We start from the raw sequence: 23,948 nt of genomic DNA, 5'->3' as shown, positions 1-23,948 counted from the left end.
TAGCAGTAAGAAGTAGAGCAGGCAATGACAGTAGCATTTTGGCAGACAAAGACACTGGAAGAGATGACAGAGCAAGAGTGGGAATCTCTGTGTGACGGCTGCGGGAAGTGCTGCCTGCATAAGCTGATGGATGAAGACACCGATGAGGTGTACTACACCAATGTTGCCTGTAGCTGGCTGAACAGTAAAACCTGTGGCTGTAAAGATTATCCGAACCGCTTTAATTCTGGCGAAGAGTGCCTGAAATTAAACAAAGCAAATATCCACGAGTTCAACTGGTTACCTGAAACCTGCGCCTATCGTCTGCTTGCAGAAGGCAAGCCGTTGCCAGAATGGCATCCGTTGATTACAGGTTCAAAGTCGGCTATGCACGCAGCGGGTGAAAGTATCAGAAATAAGGTGGTTTATGAGGTTGAAGTGGTGAACTGGGAAGACCATGTGCTGAACCACCCTCACCGATAACGACGTGGCGATACATAAAAAATGACTTTGCCTGCACAAGCTAATTCTTCGCTACGAGGGCAAAGTCGTTTTTTGATTGTATTGCTTGCTTAAATAACCGCTAACAGCAAGGCCCCGGCTGTAAGAGCACCCGAAACGTATTGACCTGCAGAATAAGAGCTGTCTTCGGTTTCTTCAATCTTATCCGGGCTGCTCATACCCAAAGCCCCATGGGTAAAGGACTCAACTTTATCGCCAAAGTCTTTGTCTTTAGCCACTTCTTTGCTTTCTTTATCAATTTCTGAAAGTGCAGTAAGCAACGCCTTACCTTCTGCTGAAAGCGTTACTTTATTTTGCTCAACTTTCAGAGCCTTGTCTGCATCTTTTGCCTCAGCTGCCACTGGCTGAGGCGTTGACGGAGCCATTTTAGCCTGTGCAGCATAAGCCTGCGTTGCGTTATTCATTCCTACTGGCGTCATATTGTGCCTCAATAATTTCTGCCTAGTATCCAGTTTATCGGCGATGTTGATAAAAACTTGAACAACATTTGCCGCTTTCTATTACCAAATAACCTACACTCTGTTCTTCCGGTAGATGCCGGGTAAAGCAGAGTTAAGCGGTGGCATGCTGTATCCGCCAAACGCTTCTGAGTGAATAATAAGCAAAATGCAGACCAGTTTTCTATTTGCCGCTTTAGTCCTTTCGGTATACCCGGATCTGAAAGTCAGCTTCACACTGGAAGTTTGAATCGGCCAGCAGAGACTGTTTCAGTTTTTCAGTTGCCTTCCAGGCAAAAGGGGTCATCTGCAACAGGTCAACGGTGTTCTGACCGGCGGTGGTCATTTTATAGTGCAGCTTTTCCTGATGACAGAGTGTAAAGCCGTCGATGTTTTCCGGTGTTTCGTCATGAAGCCTGACGTCGGTATAGATTTTTTCCCTAAGCTGATACAGATGTCTGGCGGCAGGGGTGACAGTGATAACAAGGCCACTTTCTGTTGTGCATCGGCTCAGCTCTTCTGCTTTACATGGCGCGTAAATACGTAAGACGGCATCAAGGCTGTGATCGGCAAATGGCAGACGGTGGCTGGAAGCAACAGAAAAGTGACAGGCAGGGTAGCGTTTGGCGGCGTAGCGTATTGCGACCTTGGAGATATCCAGCCCATATACAGTAGCATCAGGAGTGCTTTTGGTAAGGCTGCGCTGAACCTGACTGGTGTAGTAGCCTTCACCGCAACCGATATCCAACAGGCGATTTTGAGTCTTGCTGAGGAACTGCTGGCAAATTTCTGCCACTTTGGTTGCCAGAGGGGCATAGTGTCCTGACTCAAGAAAACGCCGGCGTGCCTGCATCATTTCTTTATTATCACCGGGATTTTTTGACCGTTTTTGATTAGCGGGCATGAGGTTAACATAACCTTCTTTCGCTAGATCAAACTGGTGCTTGTTTTCACACTGATACCGGCTTTCTTTCAGAAGAAGGGCCTGGTGGCAAAGGGGACATTGGTAGGACATTATTGCTCTCAGGGTAATAATTTTGGAAAACTATAAGTGAAATAACGATAAGAGTAATAAGAGTACAGAGCGGCCTCAGTTTTTTTACATGCTACAAAGGGTGAATTCTGCCACCTTTGTCTTCTTAAAGCGAAGCGCTCTGTATTCTAGTTTCTAGTTTCTAGTTTCTAGTTTCTAGTTTCTAGTTTCTAGTCTCTCGTTTAACTGGTGTCACTTTACGGCAATTTCAGTGACAAGTTGGTGACTGTCACCCGGCTGCAGTGCCTTGCCTTCTTCAAGGCTGTCAGCATTCCAGGTTGATTCTACGCATAGCATAGTCTCGTAGCCGTTGTCGGCCATATCACCCATCGCTTTGGCTCCGGCTTCCCACGGGTTCCAGATAACAGCGCTGTTGTGGCCGTTGTTAGTTACCGTGATTGTACGGCTGTATTTAGGGTCTGAAACTTCGATAACGGCTTCTGGTTGGGTATAAACCCGGTCAACTGTATCGGTCAGCTGTAGTTCTGAACCACCTTGTGTTACCTGGCCATCCTGAAGTTTATCTACAAACTCGCCACCCATTCCGGTTGTGACTGATTCACGGACATCCGCGATATTCAGGTAAGTATGTAGCGCACCTGAGAATTTCCATTCTTTATCATCGGTGTTAGTGACATCTAAAGTGACTTTGAGTTTCTCTGATACTTCAACGTACAGGCGAGCCTCAAATGCATTTGGCCAGATAGCCAGTGACTCTTCGTTTTCTTCCAGGCCAAGGCAAACAATAACACCGTCCTCTGTTTCGCGGTGTTCAACGATGTACCACTGACTGGTACGGGCAAAGCCGTGAGATGGTGAAGCAATGGTGCCAAACCATGGCCAACAGACGGGGATACCGCCACGGAACGCTTTTGCAGTATTGAATTCAGCTTTTTCACTCAGCCAGATGACATCTTCCTGACCGGCAGGTTTAAACCACAGAACATGGCCACCGTGAAGAGAGATACCGGCTTCTGCTTTATCGTGAATGACGCGAACGATCTGGATGCCTTCTTTTTCAATGACGGTAACGTTGTCAGATAATACGGCAATCGCGGGGAGTTTTCTTAGTTCCATAGGTAAGTGATCCTTGGCGTTAGTTAATGGATTAATTTTTTTCTTAGTATAACTTTTTCCTAAGTATAAAAGACAAAAGGCGACCAATGGCCGCCTTTTTCATCTTTCTTCAAAGAAAGTCTTTAGCTAATGCTTACTTAGAGATGTGAGCGATTAGGTCAAGAACTTTGTTTGAGTAACCGATTTCGTTGTCGTACCAAGATACAACTTTAACGAATTTGTCAGTCAGAGCGATACCAGCAGCTGCATCGAATACAGAAGTGCAAGTTTCACCGATGAAGTCTTGAGATACTACTGCGTCTTCTGTGTAGCCCAGAACGCCAGCCATGTCACCTTCAGAAGCAGCTTTCATAGCTGCACAGATAGCTTCGTAAGAAGCAGCTGTTTTCAGGTTAACAGTCAGGTCAACTACAGAAACGTTAGCAGTTGGTACACGGAAAGCCATACCAGTCAGAAGACCTTTTACTTCAGGAAGTACAACGCCTACAGCTTTAGCAGCACCAGTTGAAGATGGGATGATGTTCTGAGAAGCACCACGACCACCGCGCCAGTCTTTAGCTGAAGGACCGTCAACAGTTTTCTGAGTAGCAGTAGTTGCGTGAACAGTAGTCATAAGACCAGACTCGATACCGAAGTTGTCGTTAAGAACTTTAGCGATAGGAGCCAGGCAGTTAGTAGTACAAGAAGCGTTAGAAACGATGTCTTGACCAGCGTAAGTGTCGAAGTTTACGCCGTTAACGAACATTGGAGTTGCGTCTTTAGAAGGACCAGTCAGAACAACTTTCTTAGCACCAGCAGTGATGTGCTGACGTGCAGTTTCGTCTGTTAGGAAGATACCAGTTGCTTCAGCTACAACGTCAACGCCGATTTCGTCCCACTTAAGGTCCGCTGGGTTACGCTCTGCAGTTACACGTACAGTGTTACCGTTAACGATTAGGTTACCGTCTTTTACTTCAACAGTACCGTTGAAACGACCGTGAGTTGAGTCATACTTCAGCATGTATGCCATGTAATCTACGTCGATCAGGTCGTTGATACCTACTACTTGGATATCTTCACGCTCTACTGATGCACGAAATACGAAACGACCGATACGGCCAAAACCGTTAATACCTACTTTGATAGTCATTATAGTTGCTCCACAACTTAATATCTGATGAAAGAAAAACTGGTAGTAAAATTACAGATCCCAGTAAAAGTCTGCAACAGATAATCGGACTTAACTTGTTTAAAGTCAAAAAAAACTACGTCATTTTTTTAACATTTCAAAGCGAGTGATTAAATTTTGCGCTTTATTTACTTTGGACTGCTCGTTACTAGCCAACTTGGGTCTTTTTTATCCCACAAAAGACCGTTAGGATTGAAAGTATGTGCTACAACCTCAGCAAGATGCAAGCTTTTAAGTAGTGTATGTAGCATGATTATTAAATAAAGAAGACTATAACAATAAGGATACTTATGAGTGAGAGAGAACAAAAGCAGCCGGGAAAGGTAAAAAAAACCAATGAAGAGTGGCATAAGCTTCTGACCGATAACGAATATTATATTTGTCGTGAGGGCGGAACTGAGTTGCCGTTTTCCGGAACCCTGCTACATAACCGTGAGACAGGTGAATATGTATGTACCTGCTGTCAGGCACCGCTGTTCCGTTCAGAGCAAAAATTTGACTCTGGCTGCGGCTGGCCAAGCTTCGATGCACCCATTAATGACTCGGCTATACGGTACTTAGAAGATAACAGTCACGGCATGAAGCGGATTGAAATTCGCTGTGCCAGGTGTGACAGCCATCTGGGACATGTTTTTCCTGATGGGCCGCCGACGACGGGAGAGCGCTATTGCGTAAACTCGGTCTCATTGGTATTTCATCCTGCTGAGGATGAATAGAGAAGAAAAAAGCGGCATAAAAACCGCTTTTTTGTTGTGGAATTACAGTTTTGTTATTTAGTGTCAGAATGTGTCCCGCACTTACTGAGCTTATTTATAATCAGGCAGCAGGCTATTCTGGTAGTGCCCGTCTTCAATGGCATCGGTAATTCGGGAGGCAATCGCCTGCATTTTCTGTGTCTCTTCGTCGCTGAAAGGGTACAGTACCGCCAGATTTCGTTCGGAAGTGATTGCTGCCAGCTCCAGCTCTTTGGCCACTAACACCCAGATATACGCGTGTTTGTTGTTTCCCAAGGCCTGATTAACACTAGCGAGTGATTCAATGACAGAGGTATTCAACTGGCCTTTTTTAGTCAGGACAAGGGCATTCTCCAGCAGTCTCAGCGTTTTCTCTTTGTCCATTGCTGTATAGTATGTGGCAAGAGCATACTGAAGTTCTGCCGTTTGCAATTTACCGCTACCCTCCAGATTCAAAAACTGGATCTTGGCGCGTTTGTCTCCCTGAGTCCACATAAAATAGAGTGCTTCAGGCCTATCTGACTGACCTATCTCATTCAGTAATTTCTCCTGCTCGTCATAACTATGCATCAGAGCATTAAAGCGGTTCTGTTTCTTATTTCCGGGTTTGGTGGGTTCTATCTGAGCTGCGAGTTCCAGACATTTTTGGTACTCATCAACGAAATGAAACTCAGTGATTTTATTGTCGATAGACGGATTCTTCAGCGTCTCATTTCGATGCCAGATCAGATCCGTTCTTGGAATCCGGCACTGTCCGTCATTCATATTGAGCTTTTCACATCTAAGCTGAGGTGTTTCTGCACACAATTTTTTGGTATTAACCCGACCCTCAAAACAACCGGTAATAAGGGTCAGAGAAATACCGACTACAGAAAAAGCTTTCAAATTGATCATCGTGTCCTGCTCAAATTTTTTTAGCTAGCTCAAAAGTTATAAAGGTTAGCAACCTGATTTAGTCAGTATATATGGCGACCGGAGTTTGCGGAAAAGTAATTCTTAGAGGCTCATCTCATCTCTCAGGACTTGTTGCATCTTTGTTTTTATTTCTTCATAACTCAGGTTCTGGCTCAGAAGAAAGTGCAATTTCGCCAGAGCGGCCTCTGGTGTCATGTCAAACCCGCTAATCACGCCCGCATCAGCCAGTGCACAGCCTGTCGCGTAACCCCCCATATTAACTTTGCCTGCCAGACATTGGGTAAGGTTCACCACAATGACCCCTCGTTCAGAGGCTTCTTTAAGGTGGGCCAGAAGCTCGGGGTTCTGCGGAGCATTGCCAACACCGAATGTCAGCAGGATCATGGCATTCACGGGTTGTCTCAGTGTATTGCGGATAACTTCATGAGAGATCCCCGGATACATAGTGATTACGCCGATAGGCTGGGGGATAATATTATGTACTTTGAATTTCCCTTCGGGAAGCTTACCCACGACAACATTACTGCTTATCTGGATATTAATGCCAGCCTCCAGCAAAGGGGGGAGGTTTGGTGATGTAAAGGCATTAAAACCGTCTGCATGTGACTTTGTACTCCGGTTGCCGCGCATTAACTGGTTATTAAAAAACAAAGTCACTTCATTGATAGGGTAGTTTGCCGCGATGTGCAGCGAGTTCAGCAGGTTGGCTTGCCCGTCAGAGCGCAGCTCCGCGAGTGGAATTTGCGATCCGGTAACGATAACGGGTTTACCCAGGTTTTCCAGCATAAAAGAGAGTGCGGAGGCGGTGTATGCCATTGTGTCGGTACCATGCAGAATAACAAAACCGTCATAGTTGTCGTAGTTTGCCTTAATATCATCAGCAATTTGTTGCCAGTCAGCCGGAGACATATCAGATGAGTCAATCAGAGGCTCATACTCATGGATCGTGTAAGTGGGCATTTCCGGGCGATGGAATTCAGGCATACCGGCCAGTTGTTTTTCCATAAATCCGGCAACAGGAACATAGCCGTTGTCTGACTTTTGCATTCCGATTGTGCCGCCTGTGTATGCGATGTAGATATGTTTTCTTGGCATGGTCTTAGATTTATCCGGTTATAACGATGTGTTTGCTACGCTGGTTTTCAATAATTCACGACTTTAGTCTTCAATCAATAGTGACTTTATCGGGTCACGCTGATTATACGAGCTTATAAAAAATAAAACAGGCGGATGTGCGCCTGTTTTATTCTGTGCTTTCGGTCTTAGCCGGAATTTAATTCACATCGCAGGTCAGACAGAGGGCATACATACCTTTAGGGTCATTGAAATCAGCCATAAGATCGGCCCCTTGTTTCAGTTGCTGACTGACAGGGTGCAATGATTCCGGCAGCAGAGCCTGGAGATCAAAACCAAGAGAGGCCTTCAGGTGATCAGCTAACTCCAGCATAAGCTGCTCAGAGGCCGAGAGTGGTTCTTCAACCCATTGTACGTTGTATGTCTCAAGGTTTGCCAGTTTTGCTGCCTGGGTAATCGCATCATCAAAATCCCCCATTTGATCAACCAGTCCCAGCCGCATTGCGTCATAACCCGTCCAGACCCGCCCCTGAGCAATTTTATCGACGGCTTCAGGGGACATTTTACGCCCCTGGCTGACCAGATTAATAAAGCGGTTGTAGCCATGCTCAATATTAAGCTGAATCGCCTGTCCGGCTTTGTCGGTTATTCCTCTTGTCAGCCCCAGTCCGGCAAACGGTGTTGTCCCGATACCGTCACTGTGAATACCCAGATTTTCGAGCCCTTTTTCAACCGTAGTAATAACACCGAATATACCAATGGACCCGGTCAGGGTTGTGGGCTGGGCGATGATCGTGTCTGCGCCTGCCGAGATCCAGTATCCTCCTGATGCGGTCAGGCTTGACATCGAGACAACAACGGGCTTGCCGCTGGCCTTCAGAGCGGTAATTTCATTGCGGATAACTTCTGAGGCGAAAGAGCTGCCCCCCGGTGTGTCTAATCTGAGCACGACTGCTTTTACGTGATCATCATTTTTCGCTTGCCGTAATAAATTTGCCAGAGTATCACCACCAATGGTGCCCCGCGGCTGTTCACCATCACGGATGGTACCGCTGGCGACAATCACAGCAATATCGTTACTACTGGTATGAATTTTGGGTTTAATCGTTGGCAGATAGTCGTAATAACTGATGGTTCGGTAACTGTCTCTTCCTTCGGAACCGAAGGCTTCAGCCATTGCGGAACGGAATTCCTGCCGTGTTACAAGCTCATCAACGAGTCCCTGTTGTTTGACTAATGCAGACATATTGCCATCAACACTTTTCAGCTGACGGATAAATGTATCCATGGACGGTGTGATAGTGGCTGGGGAAATATTACGGTTTTTGGCAACATCATCGACATAGGCTCCCCATAACTGTGTTAACCAGGCGGAAGCGGATTCTTTTGCTGCTGCAGACATACCGTTGCGGATAAACGGTTCGATAGCCGATTTATAGGTACCTACCCGGAACACGTGCGTGGTGACATCCAGTTTTTTCAGCAGGTTTTTATAGTACAGAGTGTAAGCTCCGTATCCTTGTAACATAACACCACCATCCGGAGCCATGTAGATCTTATCAGCGTAGCTGGCCAGATAATATTGGCTCTGGGTGTAATAACCGCCTATGGCATAAACGGGCTTGCCGGAGGCTTTAAACTCATTGATGGCTTTCGCTATGTAACGTAACTTGGTCAGGCTGGTTTCAGGAAGGCCCTGCAGGTTAAGAATCAGGCCAGAGACTTTGTCATCACTTTGGGCATACCGAAGGCTGTCGACGATATCAAAAAGTACATTTTCCTTAGGAAGATCCTGATCAAATACCGAGCCGGTTAACGATTCTACCGGATCAATATAGCTTCTTTGCTCAACAATAGGGCCTGATAAGTTCAACATCAACGCTGAAGCTTTTGTGATGCGTGGTTGAGGTGCTTCTGTCTGGGTATAACCAAAGTAAATAAGAGCGATGATCAGTATAAAGAACAGGTTGATAACGGCGAGACGAAGGAAATTGATCGTTTTCCATATCCCTTTGAAAATAAAGCCTATAAAGCGAAATATTTTTTTCATGTTTTCCTCTTACTGGATGCCTTTTCAGAGAAGGCCGGCACCAAGATAACGTTACGGATATCCTACGTGATTATGACCATTAAAAACAATTAAGATTCCTTTAGAACCCCCATTTGCTGTATAAATATCCAGTTTTTCTTGATTTCAGAATTCGGGTCTCGAATAATAGGACGTTTTATTATCTGAGCAGAGAATGACATGTCGCGACTCTTCATTGCTGAAAAACCTAGCCTTGGCCGGGCGATAGCCGATGCGCTACCCGGCCCGAAAAAACGTGATCAGGGCTTTATCCGTTGTGGCAGTGGTGATGTAGTGACCTGGTGTATCGGCCACCTATTGGAGCAGGTAGAGCCGGATGCCTACGATGAAAAATACAAAAAATGGAATATGGCAGATCTGCCGATTGTTCCTGAACAATGGCAGTTAAAACCTCGTAGAAGTGCGGGTAAACAGCTGACGGTTATCCGAAAACTACTCAGACAGGCCGATCAGATTATTCATGCTGGTGACCCGGATCGGGAGGGACAACTGCTTGTCGATGAAGTGATTGACCATCTTAAAGTCAGTCAGGCAAAGAAAGCGACGACCCAGCGGCTATTGATCAGCGACTTAAACCTGCCGGCCGTGAAAAGAGCGCTTAAGCAGATGCGGCATAATCGCGAGTTCATCCCGCTTTCTGTTTCCGCACTGGCCCGCTCCCGAGCCGATTGGTTGTACGGGATGAATATGTCCAGAGCCTACACCTTACTGGGACAGAAAGCCGGATATGGTGGTGTGTTGTCAGTCGGCAGAGTGCAGACACCGGTTCTGGGGCTGGTGGTTCGTCGTGATGAAGAGATAGAACACTTTTTGCCTAAAGACTATTTCACTTTGCACGCGCTGATCCCTTATCAGGCCGATGGTAAGGGGTTCGATATCCGGGCCAAATGGAAGCCGAGCGAAGCTTGCCGCCCCTGGCAGGACGAAGAGGGGAGGGTTTTAAACCGCAAACTGGTTGAAAATGTGGCCGGAAGAATTGCCGGACAGGATGCGTTAGTGACTGAGTCCGAGCAAAAACGGACGAAACAGGCTCCACCACTGCCTTATTCATTATCTGCCCTGCAGATAGACGCGGCAAAGCGCTATGGCATGAGTGCGCAGGAAGTGCTAACCATCTGTCAGATGCTGTATGAAAAGCATAAACTGATAACTTATCCCCGTTCGGATTGCCGGTATCTGCCCGAAGAACATTATGTGCAAGCCGCTTCTGTTCTTATGGCTATTCGTGGTAACGACAAAACGTTAGAAGCGGCTGCCACAGGTGCGAACTTATCACTAAAATCCAAAGCCTGGAATGATAAAAAAGTCGATGCCCACCACGCCATTATCCCTACTCCCAAACAGATGCCTTTAACGGCGTTATCCGGCGGTGAGCTGAAAATTTATCAGCAGATAGCCAGGCAGTACCTGATGCAGTTTTATCCATCGGCTGTCTATGCTGAGGCTAAGCTGGTGTTTGATATCGCCGGTGGCTGTTTTGTTGCCAAAGGGCGTCAACTGGTCGATAAGGGCTGGAAGTGCCTGTTGGGGAAAGTGAATGATGAGGATGATAGTGTTGATACTGTGCCGCCATTGGAAAAAGGTGTCGTATTAACCTGCCGGGAAGGTGAGATCAAAGACCGAAAAACGGAGCCACCCCGGCACTTTACTGAAGCGACATTACTCCAGGCAATGACAGGAATAGCCCGGTTTGTGGAAGACCGGGGGCTGAAAAAAATACTCAGAGAGACCGATGGGTTAGGAACGGAGGCTACCCGGGCCGGCATTCTGGATACCTTGTTTAAACGGCAGTTGTTACAGAGGCAGGGGAAAAGCATTTTAAGCTCAGAAGCGGGCAGGGCGTTGATCCATGCATTGCCCGCTGAGTCGACCTACCCGGACATGACGGCTCATTGGGAGCATCAGTTACAGGATATCGCGGAAAAAAATCAGGCTTATCATCCGTTCATGGACGCGCTGGAGCAGAAAATAAGCGGAATTATTGATGTGATTCGTAAAGAGCCCGTTCCAGACTCCCTGAGAAAACTCCCGAAAGGAGAAAAGCCTGCTGCAAAAGGGAAAAGCAAACGACGCCGGTATATCAAAAAGAGGTAGTCCATCAGGTAGAAAACACGCCCTATCTCCAAAGCATATTTTCATATAAAAAGTGAATTTATTGCTATTCTTATTGAGAGATCTCATTTTGCATACTTCACTAATGCACGAGCAGAGATATACTTGAATTTAACTAAAAAATAGCATTTTATTAAATATAATAGAATGCTAATAAAGGCGGTTTGAGGGGATGGGTGATGGAATTGTTTGCTGACCATCGGGAACAAAAACATGATGCACCTTTAGGTAGTGAAGAAGACCAGCTACAGCCATGGAAGGTATTACTGGTGGACGATGATGAGCAGATGCACCAGGTTACCAGGCTGGCGTTAAGCGGTTTTACCTTTCAGGAGCGTGGATTGAGCCTGATTTCCGCTTATTCAGGTGCTATGGCACGAGAAGTACTGAATAAACACGACGATATCGCCGTGGCGCTGGTTGATGTGGTGATGGAAACAGAGCACGCCGGGCTGGATTTGGTTCGCTATATTCGTTCAGAATGCCATAATCGCATGATTCGGCTGGTACTTCGTACCGGGCAGGCAGGTCAGGCTCCGGAAGATGTGGTGATCAAAGAGTATGAAATCGATGATTACAAGGAAAAAACCGAACTAACCACACAAAAACTGAGAACGTTGCTTTATTCCATGCTTAGGGCTTACCGTGATTTATGCCTGATTGAAGAACAGAAAGAAGGGTTGAGCAAAGTCATTAAGGCGTCTGCTAATGTACAGAATACCACCACTCTCAAAAATTACGCAGCCACTGTTCTCAGCCAGCTTACCTCTTTGCTGAAGCTGAGAGCGTCCGCTTTCTATTGCATTGTTCAGCCAGACCCTACCGGAGAAGAGTCGCGGGCACTGACTTTAGCGGCCACAGGGGAATATATTGATTTTTACCCTACCTGCTCATTTGAATTATTACCAGAAATCGTCGCCCAACGTTGTGTCGAGGCTTTGAACTCACGTGAGACGAAAAGTTATCCGGATGCTTATGTTTTTTATATGTGTGATGAGCATGCGGTCAGCAGCATTCTTTATATCAATCTTGATCATGAGCTTGGTGAACTGGATAAGCAGCTGCTTGAAATCTACATGCAAAATATCGGGCTGACTTTCGAGAATATCAATTTGTTGGTCGATTTGACGGACACGTCGAAAGAACTGGTGTATAACCTGGCCAATGCGGTGGAAGCCCGCAGCAGAGAGACTGGGGCTCATGTCCAGCGGGTGTCGCTTGTCAGTGAGAAACTGGCAGAGCTTTACGGTTTGTCTGAAAAAGAGGTCAATTTGATCAAGCACGCGTCTCCCCTGCATGATGTCGGTAAGGTTGCGGTATCGGATATGGTTCTGCACAAGCCGGGTAAACTGGATGCGGATGAATGGGAAGAAATGAAGCGCCATGTTGAGTATGGCGTGGATATTCTGAGTCGCTCGAAAAGAAGGCTGATTACTGTCGCAAAAGAAATTGCTGCTACGCACCATGAAAAGTGGAATGGGACTGGCTATCCGAAAGGGCTGAAAGGGGAAGAAATACCTATTGTCGGACGTATAACCGCATTAGCTGATGTATTTGATGCGCTTGGTTCCAAACGTTGCTATAAAGATGCTTGGGGAACTGATGAGATTAAGCTGGAAATTGTGGCTCAGAAAGGGTTGCACTTTGAGCCCAGGCTGGTGGATCTGATGGTCAGTCACTGGGAGGACTTTTTGCTGATAAGAGAACTTCATCCCGATTGAGGACCACTGTGTTTTTCTCTAAATAATTATGTATACCATCAGGCCTGTTTATACGGGTCTGATGGCTTTCTGTCGCCTAGACTGGTTGCTGTTGAGATCCGTCTGATGTGTCATCGGTTTCCGAAACCGTCATCGGCAGCTCTTTTGGTATCGTAAAGGTAAACCGAACACCACTTCCTGGTTCAGAGTTAAAGTGAAGTGTACCTTTCAGTTTTTGATGCACAAGGTTAAATACTAGGTTCAGTCCAAGCCCAGAGCCCCCTTTGCCTCTTTTGCTGGTAAAGAACGGTTCGAATATTTTCTGGTGCAGGGATGATTCAACGCCTGAACCATTATCTGTATATTCAAAGACAATATTATCACCATCTTCTTTAAACAGAATTTCGATGGCAGGTTCGGGCTGATCAGCAAACGCATGGTTTACACTGTTGAGGATTAAATTCGAGATGACCTGAGTCAGGACTCCCGGCAGACTATTCATCACTAATGTCCTGTCACCGTAGATTTTTGGTTCAACAGGCACTTTTCGGGTTTCCGGATGAACGCTGGCAATAAGCGCTTGTATAACCTGGTAGATAGTAAATTCGCTTCTGCTTTCTGATACCTGATCTACTGCTGTCTGCTTAAAGTCCCTTATCAGTTTAGCCGCGCGGTTGAGGTTGCCTTCCAGCATCGTGGTACTGTCGTTCATTCTCTGCATCAGCTCTGAGAATTGAGTACTGGTTAAGGTTTGTTGTTCAAATGCACTATTGAGCTCATTTTTTATATCATTGATTACAGAGGTTGCCGTAACCGAGATTCCAAGCGGGGTATTGACCTCATGAGCGACACCGGCAACCAAGCCTCCCAGAGCCGCCAGTTTTTCCGATTCAATAAGTTGAGCCTGAGTGTCTTTTAGCTCATCCATGCTGGCTTTCAGATCTTTCGTTCGTTCAGCAACTTTACGCTCCAGGCTGTTATTAAGGTTTTCAAGGTCGATTAATGCCTGCTTCAATACGGTGATATCAATGGCTGTTCCCCGATAACCAAGGAAATGTCCTTTTTCATAATTGGCAATGGCCTGGAAAAGGAGGTAGCGGGTATCACCGTTAATGGTTAACTGCTCCTGGCAGAAATTAAAGCTTTTCTGGTATTTCAGTTTTTCCAGAAGCTTGTCGGCCTGCCTGAAAGTCGGTATTTCTGCAAACTTTGGACGGTTGAGTGTATTGACGCCAATGCCACTCTGCATTTCAACGGAGGCATACACCAGAACACCTTCATTATCGACTTCCCAAAGCCAGTCTGATGAGACGTTGGCGAAGTCGGTGAATCTGGCTTGCTCGTAGCGAATGTTCTGATAGAGCGTCGTTAAGCGAGAAGTGATACGGTTTGTTTCATCAGCCAGCCAGACCAGCTCATCCTCTTTTGCCATAATATAAGGGTGGTAAGGCAAGGCCAGAGGTTCACTCGGGTGGCGAGGGTTGTATTTTCTTAAGTATTGAGCAACCCCAAACAGTCGTTTGTTTATATTGCGGTGTACGACAAGGAGAATCAGGTAGCAAACAATGGCAGTTTTGATGCCGTTGATAATTAAAGTGGTCAGAAACTGATTAATAAGATAGTTATAGATTTCCTGAGCATCCGATTCGACATACAAGGTGCCGAGAAACTCTGGATCCGTACCTTCTATCGAGTAGTAGTAAATAGGGTACTCATGCGATATAACATGGTTGTCCAGCTTTTTCCCTGAAGCAAATTTTTCATGCAGGGTACTAATTTCCAGATAATTTACTCTCGGCAGGTTGATCAGGCCATCGAGCCTTTGTTGAAGCATGGCAAGGTCAAAATTCCATAGGGAAGATGCCAGCAGCGGCATATGGATAGTTTCTATTTCAGAATGACGCTTTTCAACCGCGTTGTACTCTCTGTTATAGTCCCAGGACAGCTGAAGAAAAGTTGCAGTTAATGTAACCACACTACTTACTAGCACCATAATAATGATGATTCGTCTGCCTATGCGACTATATAAGGGGCTGATATCACTGTCTTCGAATCGTTTGTTTCTGCTCATTCTAATCCTGATTTGGTCGTACTAAAGTTTAGTATAGCTCTATTACCCAGCCTAAGGCACTGAATTGGTACGATACTGTAAGTCTAATGAAAAATAGGTATTCCGGTAAAAAAATTTCTGAAAATGGTATCTGCGTTGACATTCATTCCTTTGGCACATTGTTAATAAATACAATGATGTATATAGTAGAAATTAGCGTATGGCGTTCCTTTTGGTGGTTGTTTCGAGAAGGTTTATGAATCCTGTTTCTTATCGTGGGCGTAAGCTCAGGCCCTATCTACCCCAGCTATTTAAGCATACAGGCACACAGCTTATCCTGGCTTGCCTCCTCATAGTTGGATTGACTTTTCTTATCTGTATTCCTTTTGCCAGTCAGCATGCTCAGACACACACTCTGCTGGCATTAACGACAATCGAAAAGTATTTTGACCAGATCAAAGAAGACTCAGATTACCTCCTTGCAAGTGAGTACCAGCACACCGATTGTGAGAGGTTACTGGTCCCGTTGCGGAAAGGGGTGTTTCAGTCGGACAGGGTTAAGGAAATTGGCGTTTTTGATCGTGATGGCAGGATTTTCTGCACCAGCAATACCGGGAAAACGTCTTTTTACCTTTATCAGACAATGTTGGACAGAATTAACCGCAGCCCTTTTCAACAAACGTTGTCATATACAAAGACTAGGCTGTCGAAAGAGCAAAGCATTGTGTTGATGTATAAAAATAATCAAGAAGAGAATGGCCTCAGTATTCTTGTTCCCCCCCGGTATGTCATCTCTCTTGTGGATGATTTATTTATAAACAGTCACCTGAATTATACCGTGAGAGTGATCACGCGGAGCCTGACAAGCATCGAGTTAGATAAGCAAGATCGGCTGTCTGTCAGCCATTCCAGAAAGTACCCCCTTGAAGTTGAAGTGTATAAGCAGAAGTCTTACTTATTCTATTATTTTCTCTCTAAAAGCTGGATAGCGGTCATGGTCGCTGCGCTGGTCAATGTTTTTCTCGTGCTACAAAAAAATAAAAAGCTTTCCAGCCATGCTTTACCTATGTCTCTTGAAGGGGCCCTTCAGTGCAAGCATCTTGAACTGTATTACCAGCCTATCGTTGAGCACAGAGAAGGGCGGATTGTCGGATGCGAAGCTCTGCTGCGCTGGAATGACCCGATACAGGGAATGATTTCTCCGGGTATTTTTATCCCGCTGGCAGAGAAGGTGGGGCTGATAGAAGAGGTTACCCATTATGTGATTGATCAGGCATGCATCTTTTTGGATGAGCATGTTGAGTTGTTTCAAGATAAATACATCAGTGTCAATATCAGCCGGTCAGTGATTCTCAAAGCATCTTTTATTGACAAGGTGGTAGCGGCGTTCCGGAGCCGACCTGATCTGGCAAATAGAATTGTCTTTGAAATAACAGAAGATAATGATTTTACTGAAAAAGAACTTATTCTCCTGAGGGAGAAAGTTATGATAATGACCAAGCTTGGTCTCCGTTTCGCTGTTGATGATTTTGGTACCGGCTATTCCGGGCTGCACTTTATTCGTCAGTGCGATTTTGACTTCCTTAAAATAGACAAAGTTTTTGTGAAAAACTTATACCAAGAATCCAACCTGGTTCCGGTACTCAAGTCGATGTATAGGCTGGCCGAAGATCTGAATATTAATGTTATCGTTGAAGGGGTTGAAGAAACCGAGCAACTGAACATACTGGATTCACTGGGCTTTATCTATATCCAGGGTTTTTATTTTTCTAAACCTCTTCCTGCGGAGGACTTTCTGATACGACTAAAAGCTGGCGGTCGGGATATAAACCGGAAAGAATTAAGCTCCCCTAAAGAGGTAGGGTCAAACTTGTTAATATAAGGTATGATTTGGGAGGATAACCACAATTTATAAGGGGAGTTTATATGAGTCGTTCCGTTCATGGTCATAAGGTGATGGATCTGCTGTCAGAGTCCGATAAGGTGTTTAACAAAGTAGAGTTCCTGAAAGAAATGGCTATTACTTTTGGGGAAGATGCGGCATTTCATACATGTTCTGAGAAAGAACTGTCTGCTGAAGGGCTGATCGATTTATTGCTCAATAAAGGTAAGTTTATTGAATCAGAAAATGGTTTAACCATGGCCGCCAACAGCCGTTGTGACCATTAATTAACATTACAGTGAAGTCAGCGGGCAGGAGACCATTCCTGAAGCGCGACTTCATTTTCCCAGATTATCGGGTCACACCCGTCCTCAGGTATCACTATGCTGTCTGCGAGACGCTGCGGAATGTCAGCTCTTTTTTCGACGACCGTATGGTAACCGTCGCGCATATGCTCACTATTAAAGACAAGGTTCTTTAATTCCGCTAAATCATCATCATTGAATCCAGAGTCATAAAAGCACTTTAGAGCAAGTTGTTCGTCTCTCCATAAGGTGATTTGTCTTGATGTTCCCGTTTGACCAGCGTCGGTGCCCATCCGTTCCATTATTTTAGCTACCTGAATGAACGCTGCTCGTGACTTAGGTGAATATGGAAATTTATAAGCAATATAGAGTTCAAGATCATCACGAAACCAGTTGCCATTGTGATCATCAACGGTTGGCTTCAACGGCATGGCCTGAATAAACGGAGGTAGCGCTGCTCGTTCTTTTTCTGAGAGAACGGGAACTTCTACATTCACCCCTCCCTCCTGAGCGGAATCTTTGCCACTTTCCTGAGGCTGATTGTCTGTAGTCGCAGACTCAGTGGACGAAGGCGGGGTTTCGATAATATTACTATTCTCGGTATCTACACCAAGTACGGCGATCAGTATCGCAATGACAAGCGCCATCCCAAAGATTAAAAATTTAAAGAATTTCAAAAGCAGTTCCCTCGGGCCTGAAAAAGCCGGTACAGAAAGGTAAAAATCATACTATCTTACTTAGAAGTGTATACATATATGGTTATCGATGAGAGAGCATGATCAATAAATTTGACGAATGATCATAGAAGGCGTGTTTTCAGACAGGAAATGAGAACTAGCCTTACCGGTATAACAGGTAAGGCTATTTCAGATTAACTAATAAAAGGGACGTTATTGGTCACGCGCTGGACGCGCTGCCACTGAAACCGTTCAGCAAACAGAGCAATCAACTGAAACACACTTGCAAGCAGGGATAGTGCAGCTATCAGATAAGTGATATTCGCAACCAGCAGATAGCCGTGGTTAAAGTTAAATAGTAAAGCCGCGTTAACCAACAGCATGATTAACATAACCAATTTACAATAAAAGTTGTCGCTCAGGCTCCAGTTCTTGCTTACCGCAAGGGCGAACCAGCCGATAACTATTCCGCTGGCGGCACCGGCTAAAATGTCTGTTGGCCAGTGGACGCCTACAGCAATCCTTGAAAGACAAACCAGCGCCGCAACACCAAGTAACCATTTGTGCCATTTTTCTGCCAGGGCAGAGCACCAGAGGACAGCGGCCGCTACCGCAGTTGCGCTGTGACCTGATGGAAAAGAGTGCTGTTTATTTGCTTCACCAATCAGGTGAAAATCTTCAGGGTTTAATACACCCGGCGGCCGGGGAAAGTCAAACAACCCTTTCAGGCCCTGAATGGTTATCAGAGCGATAACGGTCAAAAACAGTCCCTGCAGCAGTAACTTGTGATGACGGCGAAACACAAAAGGGAAAACGGCAAATATAATTGCACCATCACCCAATATAGTCAGAAAGCTCCATAACGTATCAGGTAACTTGGAAAATAGTCCATTTAACGTTAGAAATAGCCAGTGATCCAGTTTAAATAAAGCAATCATTCCTGCTGTTTGAAGCAGAAACCATACTTTTTTCTTGTCAAATTCTTGGGCGTGCAAGGTCAGTTTTCCTCTGATACAGGTTGAATTTCTATTAATGATACATTTCCGCGCTGATAGATCACTTTATAATCTGCAAAATTATGTAAACGGCTGGTGCGCGTAAAGATCCAGTCATTAGCTTCCGGGATTTTGCTTGGGGTAGGTTTGCCCAGATAGACGGAAAACGACGGCATATTAACGCCAATCATACTCACATCTTTATTGGCTTTTTTAGCGATTAAGGCGGCTTCTTTTACCGGTGCTTGTTGGGCATCTGCGATAATAGGCACTACCACATATAAGACTAAGAAAGCGGAGCTAAGCCCGAGAACAAAAATTCTGAGCGTTAACGCCAGGCGATCGCGAAAATACCATAGAGCCCCCACAACTGGGAACACCGCCAGTACCGACAGGTAATAGGCCCAGTTAAAGTGCTGGCTGAGCAAAGCAAAAACAAACTCATTATCACTGCCTGGCTTGACGGTTGAGAACGCCAGAGCCATTGGCAGGATCAATAAGATAACTGCAAAAATAACCACAGGGATCAGCAGGGTACGGTGTTGTTTGCTGTCCTCCAGGTTTTGTCCCATTAAAAACCAAAGAGGTGGAATACCGTACATCAGATAGTGCGGAAGCTGAGTCTGAGAGAAGGAAAAAATAACAAACACAATGATGAACCAGATGTACATAAACTGGTTTACCGGCTTTTGCCAGTGGATATTTATCTTAAATAAACTACGAAGTAATACACCGCTGAAAGGCAGGCATATAAACAACAGAACCGGCAGGTAGAAAAACGGGCTGCCACCATGGCTTTCCATGGTATTGCTGAAGCGGCCCAGATTATGATCAAGAATGAAGGATTGCAGGAAATCCCAGCCCTGAGTGATGGTAATAGCGATATACCATGGCAAGGCGATAGCAATAAAGACTCCCCAGCCCGGAAAGAAAAATATGGCTTTTTTCCATTTATCAAATTGTTTGCTTTTGATGCAAAACAGCGTCAGCAGAAGAAACGGAATGGCAACCGCAACAGGCCCTTTGGTTAAAAAACCCAACCCCATCCATAAATAAGTCAGATAAGATCTTTTTTTCGATGGGGAGTCAAGGTAACGCCAGATTGATAAACAAGTTAAAGTGATGAACAGGTTTAGCAGAGCATCCGCTGTAGCGGCTCTGCCGATCACCATAGAAAACAGGGAAAAAGCACCGATCAGTGCAATGGTCTTACTGTTGGTACAGATATAGTCTTTGGCAAATTTGTATATCGCGACAATCCAGATACTGGCTGCCATTGCTGACGGGAAGCGTAACCCCCATTCATTTAAACCAAACAGTTTAATACTGATGAGCTGGCACCAATAGATAAATATGGGCTTATCCCCTCTGAGGTTACCATTCAGATAAGGTGTCACCCAGTCGCCCCTGAGTTGCATATCCATCGTAGCAGATGAAAACGCACCTTCATCCAGATCAAACAGCGGAAAATGGTCGAGCCCGAGAAAAAAGGTAATAAATACCGTGAAAACCAATAGAAAGTAGGGATAAAGCTTATGCGAATTGTCGTGCACGGTTGAATTCCTCTGTACTCGTTCACCAGGCAGAAACAGAACGTAACATAATAAAACACAAACTCACCATTATAAAATATTTAATACACTAAATTAATGAGAATTGTTTACTATGCGAGCGGAAGAATCTTAGATAAGCCGTATTGTTAAGTTTTATAGGGTAAAAGAGGCCCTGTAGAAGAATACGGTTCATTGAGTCAGGCATGGATACCTGACTCAATGATGAGCACTGTTTAGCGATGAGCATTTTTTTGTTCCATCATCAGGTTCAACTGATCAACCATATTCTTACTGGCTTCTTCAGAGGCCGAAACGTAACTGATGAGTTCATTGAGTATTGAGTCGTGGCTAATCCAATCTTCTTTTGATAACTGAATGGCTTTATAAATATTCGAGTGCACGTCGTGATGATAACTATCCAGTCTCTGAAAAGAGGGGACATGGCCAAACGCTTGCTGGCCTTCTCCATTGCAGTACCACTGACCTAGGCGGCAGTGGGTATGATCGCCACAGGCTACTTGTGCCGCTTCCCCCTCACCGTTGTGATCCAGTGCAATATAGGCATTCTGCATGTAGATGATATGATCCAATTTGAGTAAAGCAGAGAAAGAGCGGTCTTTTGCCTGATTCATGAGCTCAATCGTCTGTTGTGAGGCGGTAGCCACGCTATCAAAGTTTTCATGGAAAAGGTTCATTTCCTGACTGATGCGATTGGTTTCCTTGCTGACGGTCAGAGTTTGCGACACCATCTCACTGATATGGCTACATAGGTTCGTCACTATTTCATCAATTTCAGATGTTGACGTACGGGTGCGATCGGCCAGACTCCGCACTTCGTCGGCTACGACGGCAAAACCGCGGCCGACATCCCCGGCCCGGGCGGCTTCTATGGCTGCATTTAATGCCAGTAAATTGGTCTGCTCTGCGATATCGGTGATTAACTTGATGGTATCGCCGATTTTGACACTTTCCTCTTCCAGCTGTGTGGCAACGGATTCCATTTTTTCCATCCGCTGATTGGCATCAGATAATGCGGTACTGAGTTCGGCCACATTTTCCCTGCTTTCCAGTGCACCATCACGGGTCTGGCTGGCAATATTCAGAACATTGTCCATATTGGTCGACAGTGTGCTTAACTCCTGTTCATTCTTGCTCAGATTACCCATCAGGTTAGATGTATTCAGGTGATGTAATTCACTAAGCAGCCGGTTTTGACGAGCAAACTTATCGGCATCTTCCATGGCATCAAAAGCATGGTTTACGCGAGTCATCATTTTACCGAACTCCCCAGGCATGCCCCCTACCAGAACTTTACGGTGAAACTGACGTTGGCTGGCCCGTTCGAAGCTGTTTCCCAGCTCTTTAAAGTTGCTTTCGACAATATCAAGGAAATCGTTGAGGGCCCATGCCACATACCCTATCTCTCCCAGCCCCTTGGTATTGGTGATGCGGATATGGGTATTGCCTTTACAGGCCGCTTCAAGTGTATCGCGAATCGTGTCCAGTGCTGCGAGGGGGCGTTTGTAATCAAGGTAGGCATAAGCCGCGAAGCAAATCGCCAGAATTGGACTGATAATATTAAGTATGCCAACACCTTCTGTGATTACCGAATGGAGGGCAATGACCAGAGTGAGCGTGACGAAGACGATACAGGTAATCAGAAACTTCTGTCTCAGAAACGGAATATTTTTACTTATCTGATTGGTTTTTTGCATACCTGAACACCTCACTTAAGCATATTAGACAGATATAAATTTAGAACAAACTCCTCATAGCCCATGTGGTGCCGGGACTGGATTTGTGAGGTCAGCCATTCCCACGATGATTTAGGGGCCTGATTTTCTGGCAGAGAGCGTTCAAGTTGTAGCATCTGCTGATAATGTTGCGTTATCTGCTCCACTGCCGCTTTAGGAGCCTGGCGACGGACGGAGTAGAATCCAATGACTTTGTCGTCAACGTAATCGGGGGTGATATTAGCGAATACCCAGTAGTAGTGACCGTCTGCCGTAATGTTTTTTACAAAGCCAAAAAACTCCTGTTTTAATTTAAGGCTTTTCCACATAGCGTAGTAAACGCCACGGGGCATGTCCGGGTGACGAATGATATTGTGTGGCTGACCCAGTAATTGCTTTTCGGAAAAATTGCAGATCCGCATAAAGGTACGGTTTGCATAGGTAATATGACCTTTTAGATCCGTTTTACTGACGATCAGTTCATCTGAGGAGAAAGTTTGCTCTATCGGAGATGAAGCAACTTGAATCATATTTATGCCCTTGTACAAAAACATCAAACAGAATTAAAGGATAGCAGTGGATTCTGTTTCTGGCTGCGCAGGAGTGGACCGTGGCATGGAAATGTGATTCGTTTAATATTTAGGGCAGGTTTACCAAGGCCTTTCTGCCAGGGTAACGGATATAGAAAGCCCGCTGTTTGTCTGGCGGGCTGGTGGAAGAGACAGAGTGGTCGGGCTTACAAACCCGTTGATTAAGAGACGCTGTCGATTAGCGTTGTAAGATATGCTTTACCTTCTGGCCAGTTTCCGAGTCCGGAGTTGGCGTTAATGTGTCCGACCGGACCGATATTATATATGGTGGCCTGCAATGCCTCAGCCTGCTTAGCGGCATGCTCCGCGGAGCCGTAGGGATCATTGTCGCTGGTAATCACGATAGCGGGGCAGCAGGCCTGTTTTGTTTTCAGGTTACTGAAATTATGCGCTTGAGGCGGAAACACCGGGCTGAACACATCGGGGAAAGCCACTAACAAGGCCGCGGCTACTTTGCGGTGTTCGCAGCGTCGTAACCATTCAGTAAACAGAAGACAGCCCATGCTATGTGCGATCACAGTGACGGGGCCGTCAATATTATCTAAGGCTGCTTCCAGATCAGCCAGCCACTCTTCCATGACAGGGTTATCCCAGTCGGTATGCTCAACCCAGCTTGCATTGTCTGATTCTAAGAACCATTCGCGTTGCCAGTGTCCGGCTCCCGAGTTTCCTATTCCGGCTAAAAAAAGTAGGCGCATACTCTCTCCTCTGAGTTGCTTTTTGTAATTCTTCTAATGAGCTGAAGAGTTTTTTCTGAGCGCTTCCCGATAGAAATCAGTAAGCCTCAGTTTGGATCCATCCGCGTCTATCATAAAGTCATTATGCTTACTTTCAACAGAAATTATAGCTTACCGAGTGAAATGGATAAGATATTAAGACCGCACTTCGCAAGGGCGGAAAAGTACAGGTAAGAGAATTCGATGCTGTTTTGTGATTTTAGAGGATACATCGTCTCACCTCTCTGTCACGAGTCGGTGATTTGCAATGCCTGTAAAAACGAAAAAAGCCCTTGAAAAATCAAGGGCTTATGTTTGGCGGAGAGATAGGGATTTGAACCCTAGATACGCTATTAACGTATGCCGGTTTTCAAGACCGGTGCTTTCAACCACTCAGCCATCTCTCCGTAATTGGTGCAGATAATATAGGGGTATTATTTTGTTGTAAAGCCCTAAATTAACCGTTTGATGAATAAATGCGCACTTAAGGGGTGAAAACACATTTATTCTGAATAATGGTCGGTCTGACTGGATTCGAACCAGCGACCACTGCTCCCCCAGAGCAGTGCGCTACCAAACTGCGCTACAGACCGTAAGTGCTTCTATT

20 protein-coding genes and 2 tRNA genes are annotated in these 23,948 nt (G+C 45.5%); 6 read left to right on the top strand and 16 right to left on the bottom strand.

Going from position 1 to position 23,948, the window contains the following annotated elements:
* Window positions 1-24 precede the first annotated feature (24 nt).
* Entirely contained in the window at window positions 25-462 is a 438-nt protein-coding gene (locus DI392_RS01895) for a YcgN family cysteine cluster protein (protein WP_109318208.1), read from the top strand.
* 89 nt (window positions 463-551) lie between these two features.
* On the opposite strand, the gene DI392_RS01890 is transcribed toward DI392_RS01895, so the two are convergent.
* The 4 genes from DI392_RS01890 to gap all read right to left on the bottom strand — a co-directional run bounded on the left by DI392_RS01890 (window position 552) and on the right by gap (window position 4,177).
* A complete protein-coding gene (locus tag DI392_RS01890) occupies window positions 552-920 on the bottom strand; it encodes a hypothetical protein (RefSeq protein WP_109318207.1) in 369 nt (122 codons plus the stop codon).
* Between the two features lie 214 nt (window positions 921-1,134).
* Window positions 1,135-1,953, bottom strand: coding sequence for a 23S rRNA (guanine(745)-N(1))-methyltransferase (gene rlmA, locus DI392_RS01885; RefSeq protein ID WP_109318206.1), 819 nt, complete (start codon window positions 1,951-1,953; stop codon window positions 1,135-1,137).
* 210 nt (window positions 1,954-2,163) lie between these two features.
* Entirely contained in the window at window positions 2,164-3,048 is an 885-nt protein-coding gene (locus DI392_RS01880) for a D-hexose-6-phosphate mutarotase (RefSeq protein WP_109318205.1), read from the bottom strand.
* A 133-nt stretch (window positions 3,049-3,181) separates the two neighbouring features.
* Entirely contained in the window at window positions 3,182-4,177 is a 996-nt protein-coding gene (gene gap / locus DI392_RS01875; protein ID WP_109318204.1) for a type I glyceraldehyde-3-phosphate dehydrogenase, read from the bottom strand.
* A gap of 329 nt (window positions 4,178-4,506) precedes the next feature.
* Between gap and msrB the strand changes: the two genes are divergently transcribed.
* A complete protein-coding gene (gene msrB / locus DI392_RS01870) occupies window positions 4,507-4,932 on the top strand; it encodes a peptide-methionine (R)-S-oxide reductase MsrB (protein ID WP_109318203.1) in 426 nt (141 codons plus the stop codon).
* A 90-nt stretch (window positions 4,933-5,022) separates the two neighbouring features.
* Here msrB and DI392_RS01865 read toward each other — a convergent pair whose 3' ends face one another.
* The 3 genes from DI392_RS01865 to sppA all read right to left on the bottom strand — a co-directional run bounded on the left by DI392_RS01865 (window position 5,023) and on the right by sppA (window position 8,989).
* Window positions 5,023-5,844 (bottom strand): DUF2989 domain-containing protein, encoded by an 822-nt coding sequence (locus DI392_RS01865; RefSeq protein WP_109318202.1) that lies wholly within the window; start codon window positions 5,842-5,844, stop codon window positions 5,023-5,025.
* 102 nt (window positions 5,845-5,946) lie between these two features.
* On the bottom strand, window positions 5,947-6,960 hold the full coding sequence (gene ansA, locus DI392_RS01860) for an asparaginase (RefSeq protein ID WP_109318201.1): 1,014 nt from the start codon (window positions 6,958-6,960) through the stop codon (window positions 5,947-5,949).
* A 178-nt stretch (window positions 6,961-7,138) separates the two neighbouring features.
* The gene (gene sppA / locus DI392_RS01855) at window positions 7,139-8,989 is read right to left on the bottom strand and encodes a signal peptide peptidase SppA (RefSeq protein WP_109318200.1); all 1,851 of its coding nucleotides are present in this window, start codon (window positions 8,987-8,989) and stop codon (window positions 7,139-7,141) included.
* A 198-nt stretch (window positions 8,990-9,187) separates the two neighbouring features.
* Here sppA and DI392_RS01850 point away from each other — a divergent pair, with 198 nt between their 5' ends.
* Both DI392_RS01850 and DI392_RS01845 read left to right on the top strand, forming a co-directional pair.
* On the top strand, window positions 9,188-11,122 hold the full coding sequence (locus tag DI392_RS01850) for a DNA topoisomerase III (protein ID WP_109318199.1): 1,935 nt from the start codon (window positions 9,188-9,190) through the stop codon (window positions 11,120-11,122).
* 197 nt (window positions 11,123-11,319) lie between these two features.
* Window positions 11,320-12,861 carry a DUF3369 domain-containing protein gene (locus DI392_RS01845; RefSeq protein WP_109318198.1) on the top strand — a complete coding sequence of 514 codons (1,542 nt, stop codon included), beginning with the start codon at window positions 11,320-11,322 and terminating at the stop codon, window positions 12,859-12,861.
* Between the two features lie 76 nt (window positions 12,862-12,937).
* Here the strand turns inward: DI392_RS01845 and DI392_RS01840 are convergent, their stop codons facing one another.
* A complete protein-coding gene (locus DI392_RS01840; RefSeq protein ID WP_109318197.1) occupies window positions 12,938-14,911 on the bottom strand; it encodes an ATP-binding protein in 1,974 nt (657 codons plus the stop codon).
* 235 nt (window positions 14,912-15,146) lie between these two features.
* Here DI392_RS01840 and DI392_RS01835 point away from each other — a divergent pair, with 235 nt between their 5' ends.
* Window positions 15,147-16,772, top strand: coding sequence for an EAL domain-containing protein (locus DI392_RS01835; RefSeq protein WP_181388343.1), 1,626 nt, complete (start codon window positions 15,147-15,149; stop codon window positions 16,770-16,772).
* Between the two features lie 44 nt (window positions 16,773-16,816).
* A complete protein-coding gene (locus DI392_RS01830) occupies window positions 16,817-17,059 on the top strand; it encodes a YecH family metal-binding protein (RefSeq protein WP_109318195.1) in 243 nt (80 codons plus the stop codon).
* A gap of 17 nt (window positions 17,060-17,076) precedes the next feature.
* Here DI392_RS01830 and DI392_RS01825 read toward each other — a convergent pair whose 3' ends face one another.
* The 8 genes from DI392_RS01825 to DI392_RS01790 form a co-directional block, all read right to left on the bottom strand.
* Window positions 17,077-17,754: a hypothetical protein gene (locus tag DI392_RS01825; protein ID WP_109318194.1), complete on the bottom strand. Its 678-nt coding sequence runs from the start codon at window positions 17,752-17,754 to the stop codon at window positions 17,077-17,079.
* A 194-nt stretch (window positions 17,755-17,948) separates the two neighbouring features.
* Window positions 17,949-18,749, bottom strand: coding sequence for a phosphatase PAP2 family protein (locus DI392_RS01820; protein ID WP_109318193.1), 801 nt, complete (start codon window positions 18,747-18,749; stop codon window positions 17,949-17,951).
* A gap of 2 nt (window positions 18,750-18,751) precedes the next feature.
* On the bottom strand, window positions 18,752-20,302 hold the full coding sequence (locus tag DI392_RS01815; protein WP_109318192.1) for an ArnT family glycosyltransferase: 1,551 nt from the start codon (window positions 20,300-20,302) through the stop codon (window positions 18,752-18,754).
* A 233-nt stretch (window positions 20,303-20,535) separates the two neighbouring features.
* The gene (locus DI392_RS01810; RefSeq protein WP_109318191.1) at window positions 20,536-22,017 is read right to left on the bottom strand and encodes a methyl-accepting chemotaxis protein; all 1,482 of its coding nucleotides are present in this window, start codon (window positions 22,015-22,017) and stop codon (window positions 20,536-20,538) included.
* Between the two features lie 11 nt (window positions 22,018-22,028).
* Window positions 22,029-22,565 (bottom strand): PAS domain-containing protein, encoded by a 537-nt coding sequence (locus DI392_RS01805; RefSeq protein WP_109318190.1) that lies wholly within the window; start codon window positions 22,563-22,565, stop codon window positions 22,029-22,031.
* Between the two features lie 221 nt (window positions 22,566-22,786).
* Entirely contained in the window at window positions 22,787-23,323 is a 537-nt protein-coding gene (locus tag DI392_RS01800; RefSeq protein ID WP_109318189.1) for an RBBP9/YdeN family alpha/beta hydrolase, read from the bottom strand.
* A 334-nt stretch (window positions 23,324-23,657) separates the two neighbouring features.
* A tRNA-Ser gene (locus DI392_RS01795) sits at window positions 23,658-23,748 on the bottom strand.
* A 109-nt stretch (window positions 23,749-23,857) separates the two neighbouring features.
* Window positions 23,858-23,934 (bottom strand) — tRNA-Pro (locus DI392_RS01790).
* Between the last annotated feature and the right edge of the window lie 14 nt (window positions 23,935-23,948).

The sequence above is a fragment of the Vibrio albus genome, assembly GCF_003144035.1.
In the GTDB taxonomy this organism is placed as follows: Bacteria; Pseudomonadota; Gammaproteobacteria; order Enterobacterales; family Vibrionaceae; genus Vibrio; species Vibrio albus.
The sequence above is the reverse complement of the archived record's forward strand: the minus strand, read 5'-3'. Positions and strand labels throughout refer to the sequence as shown.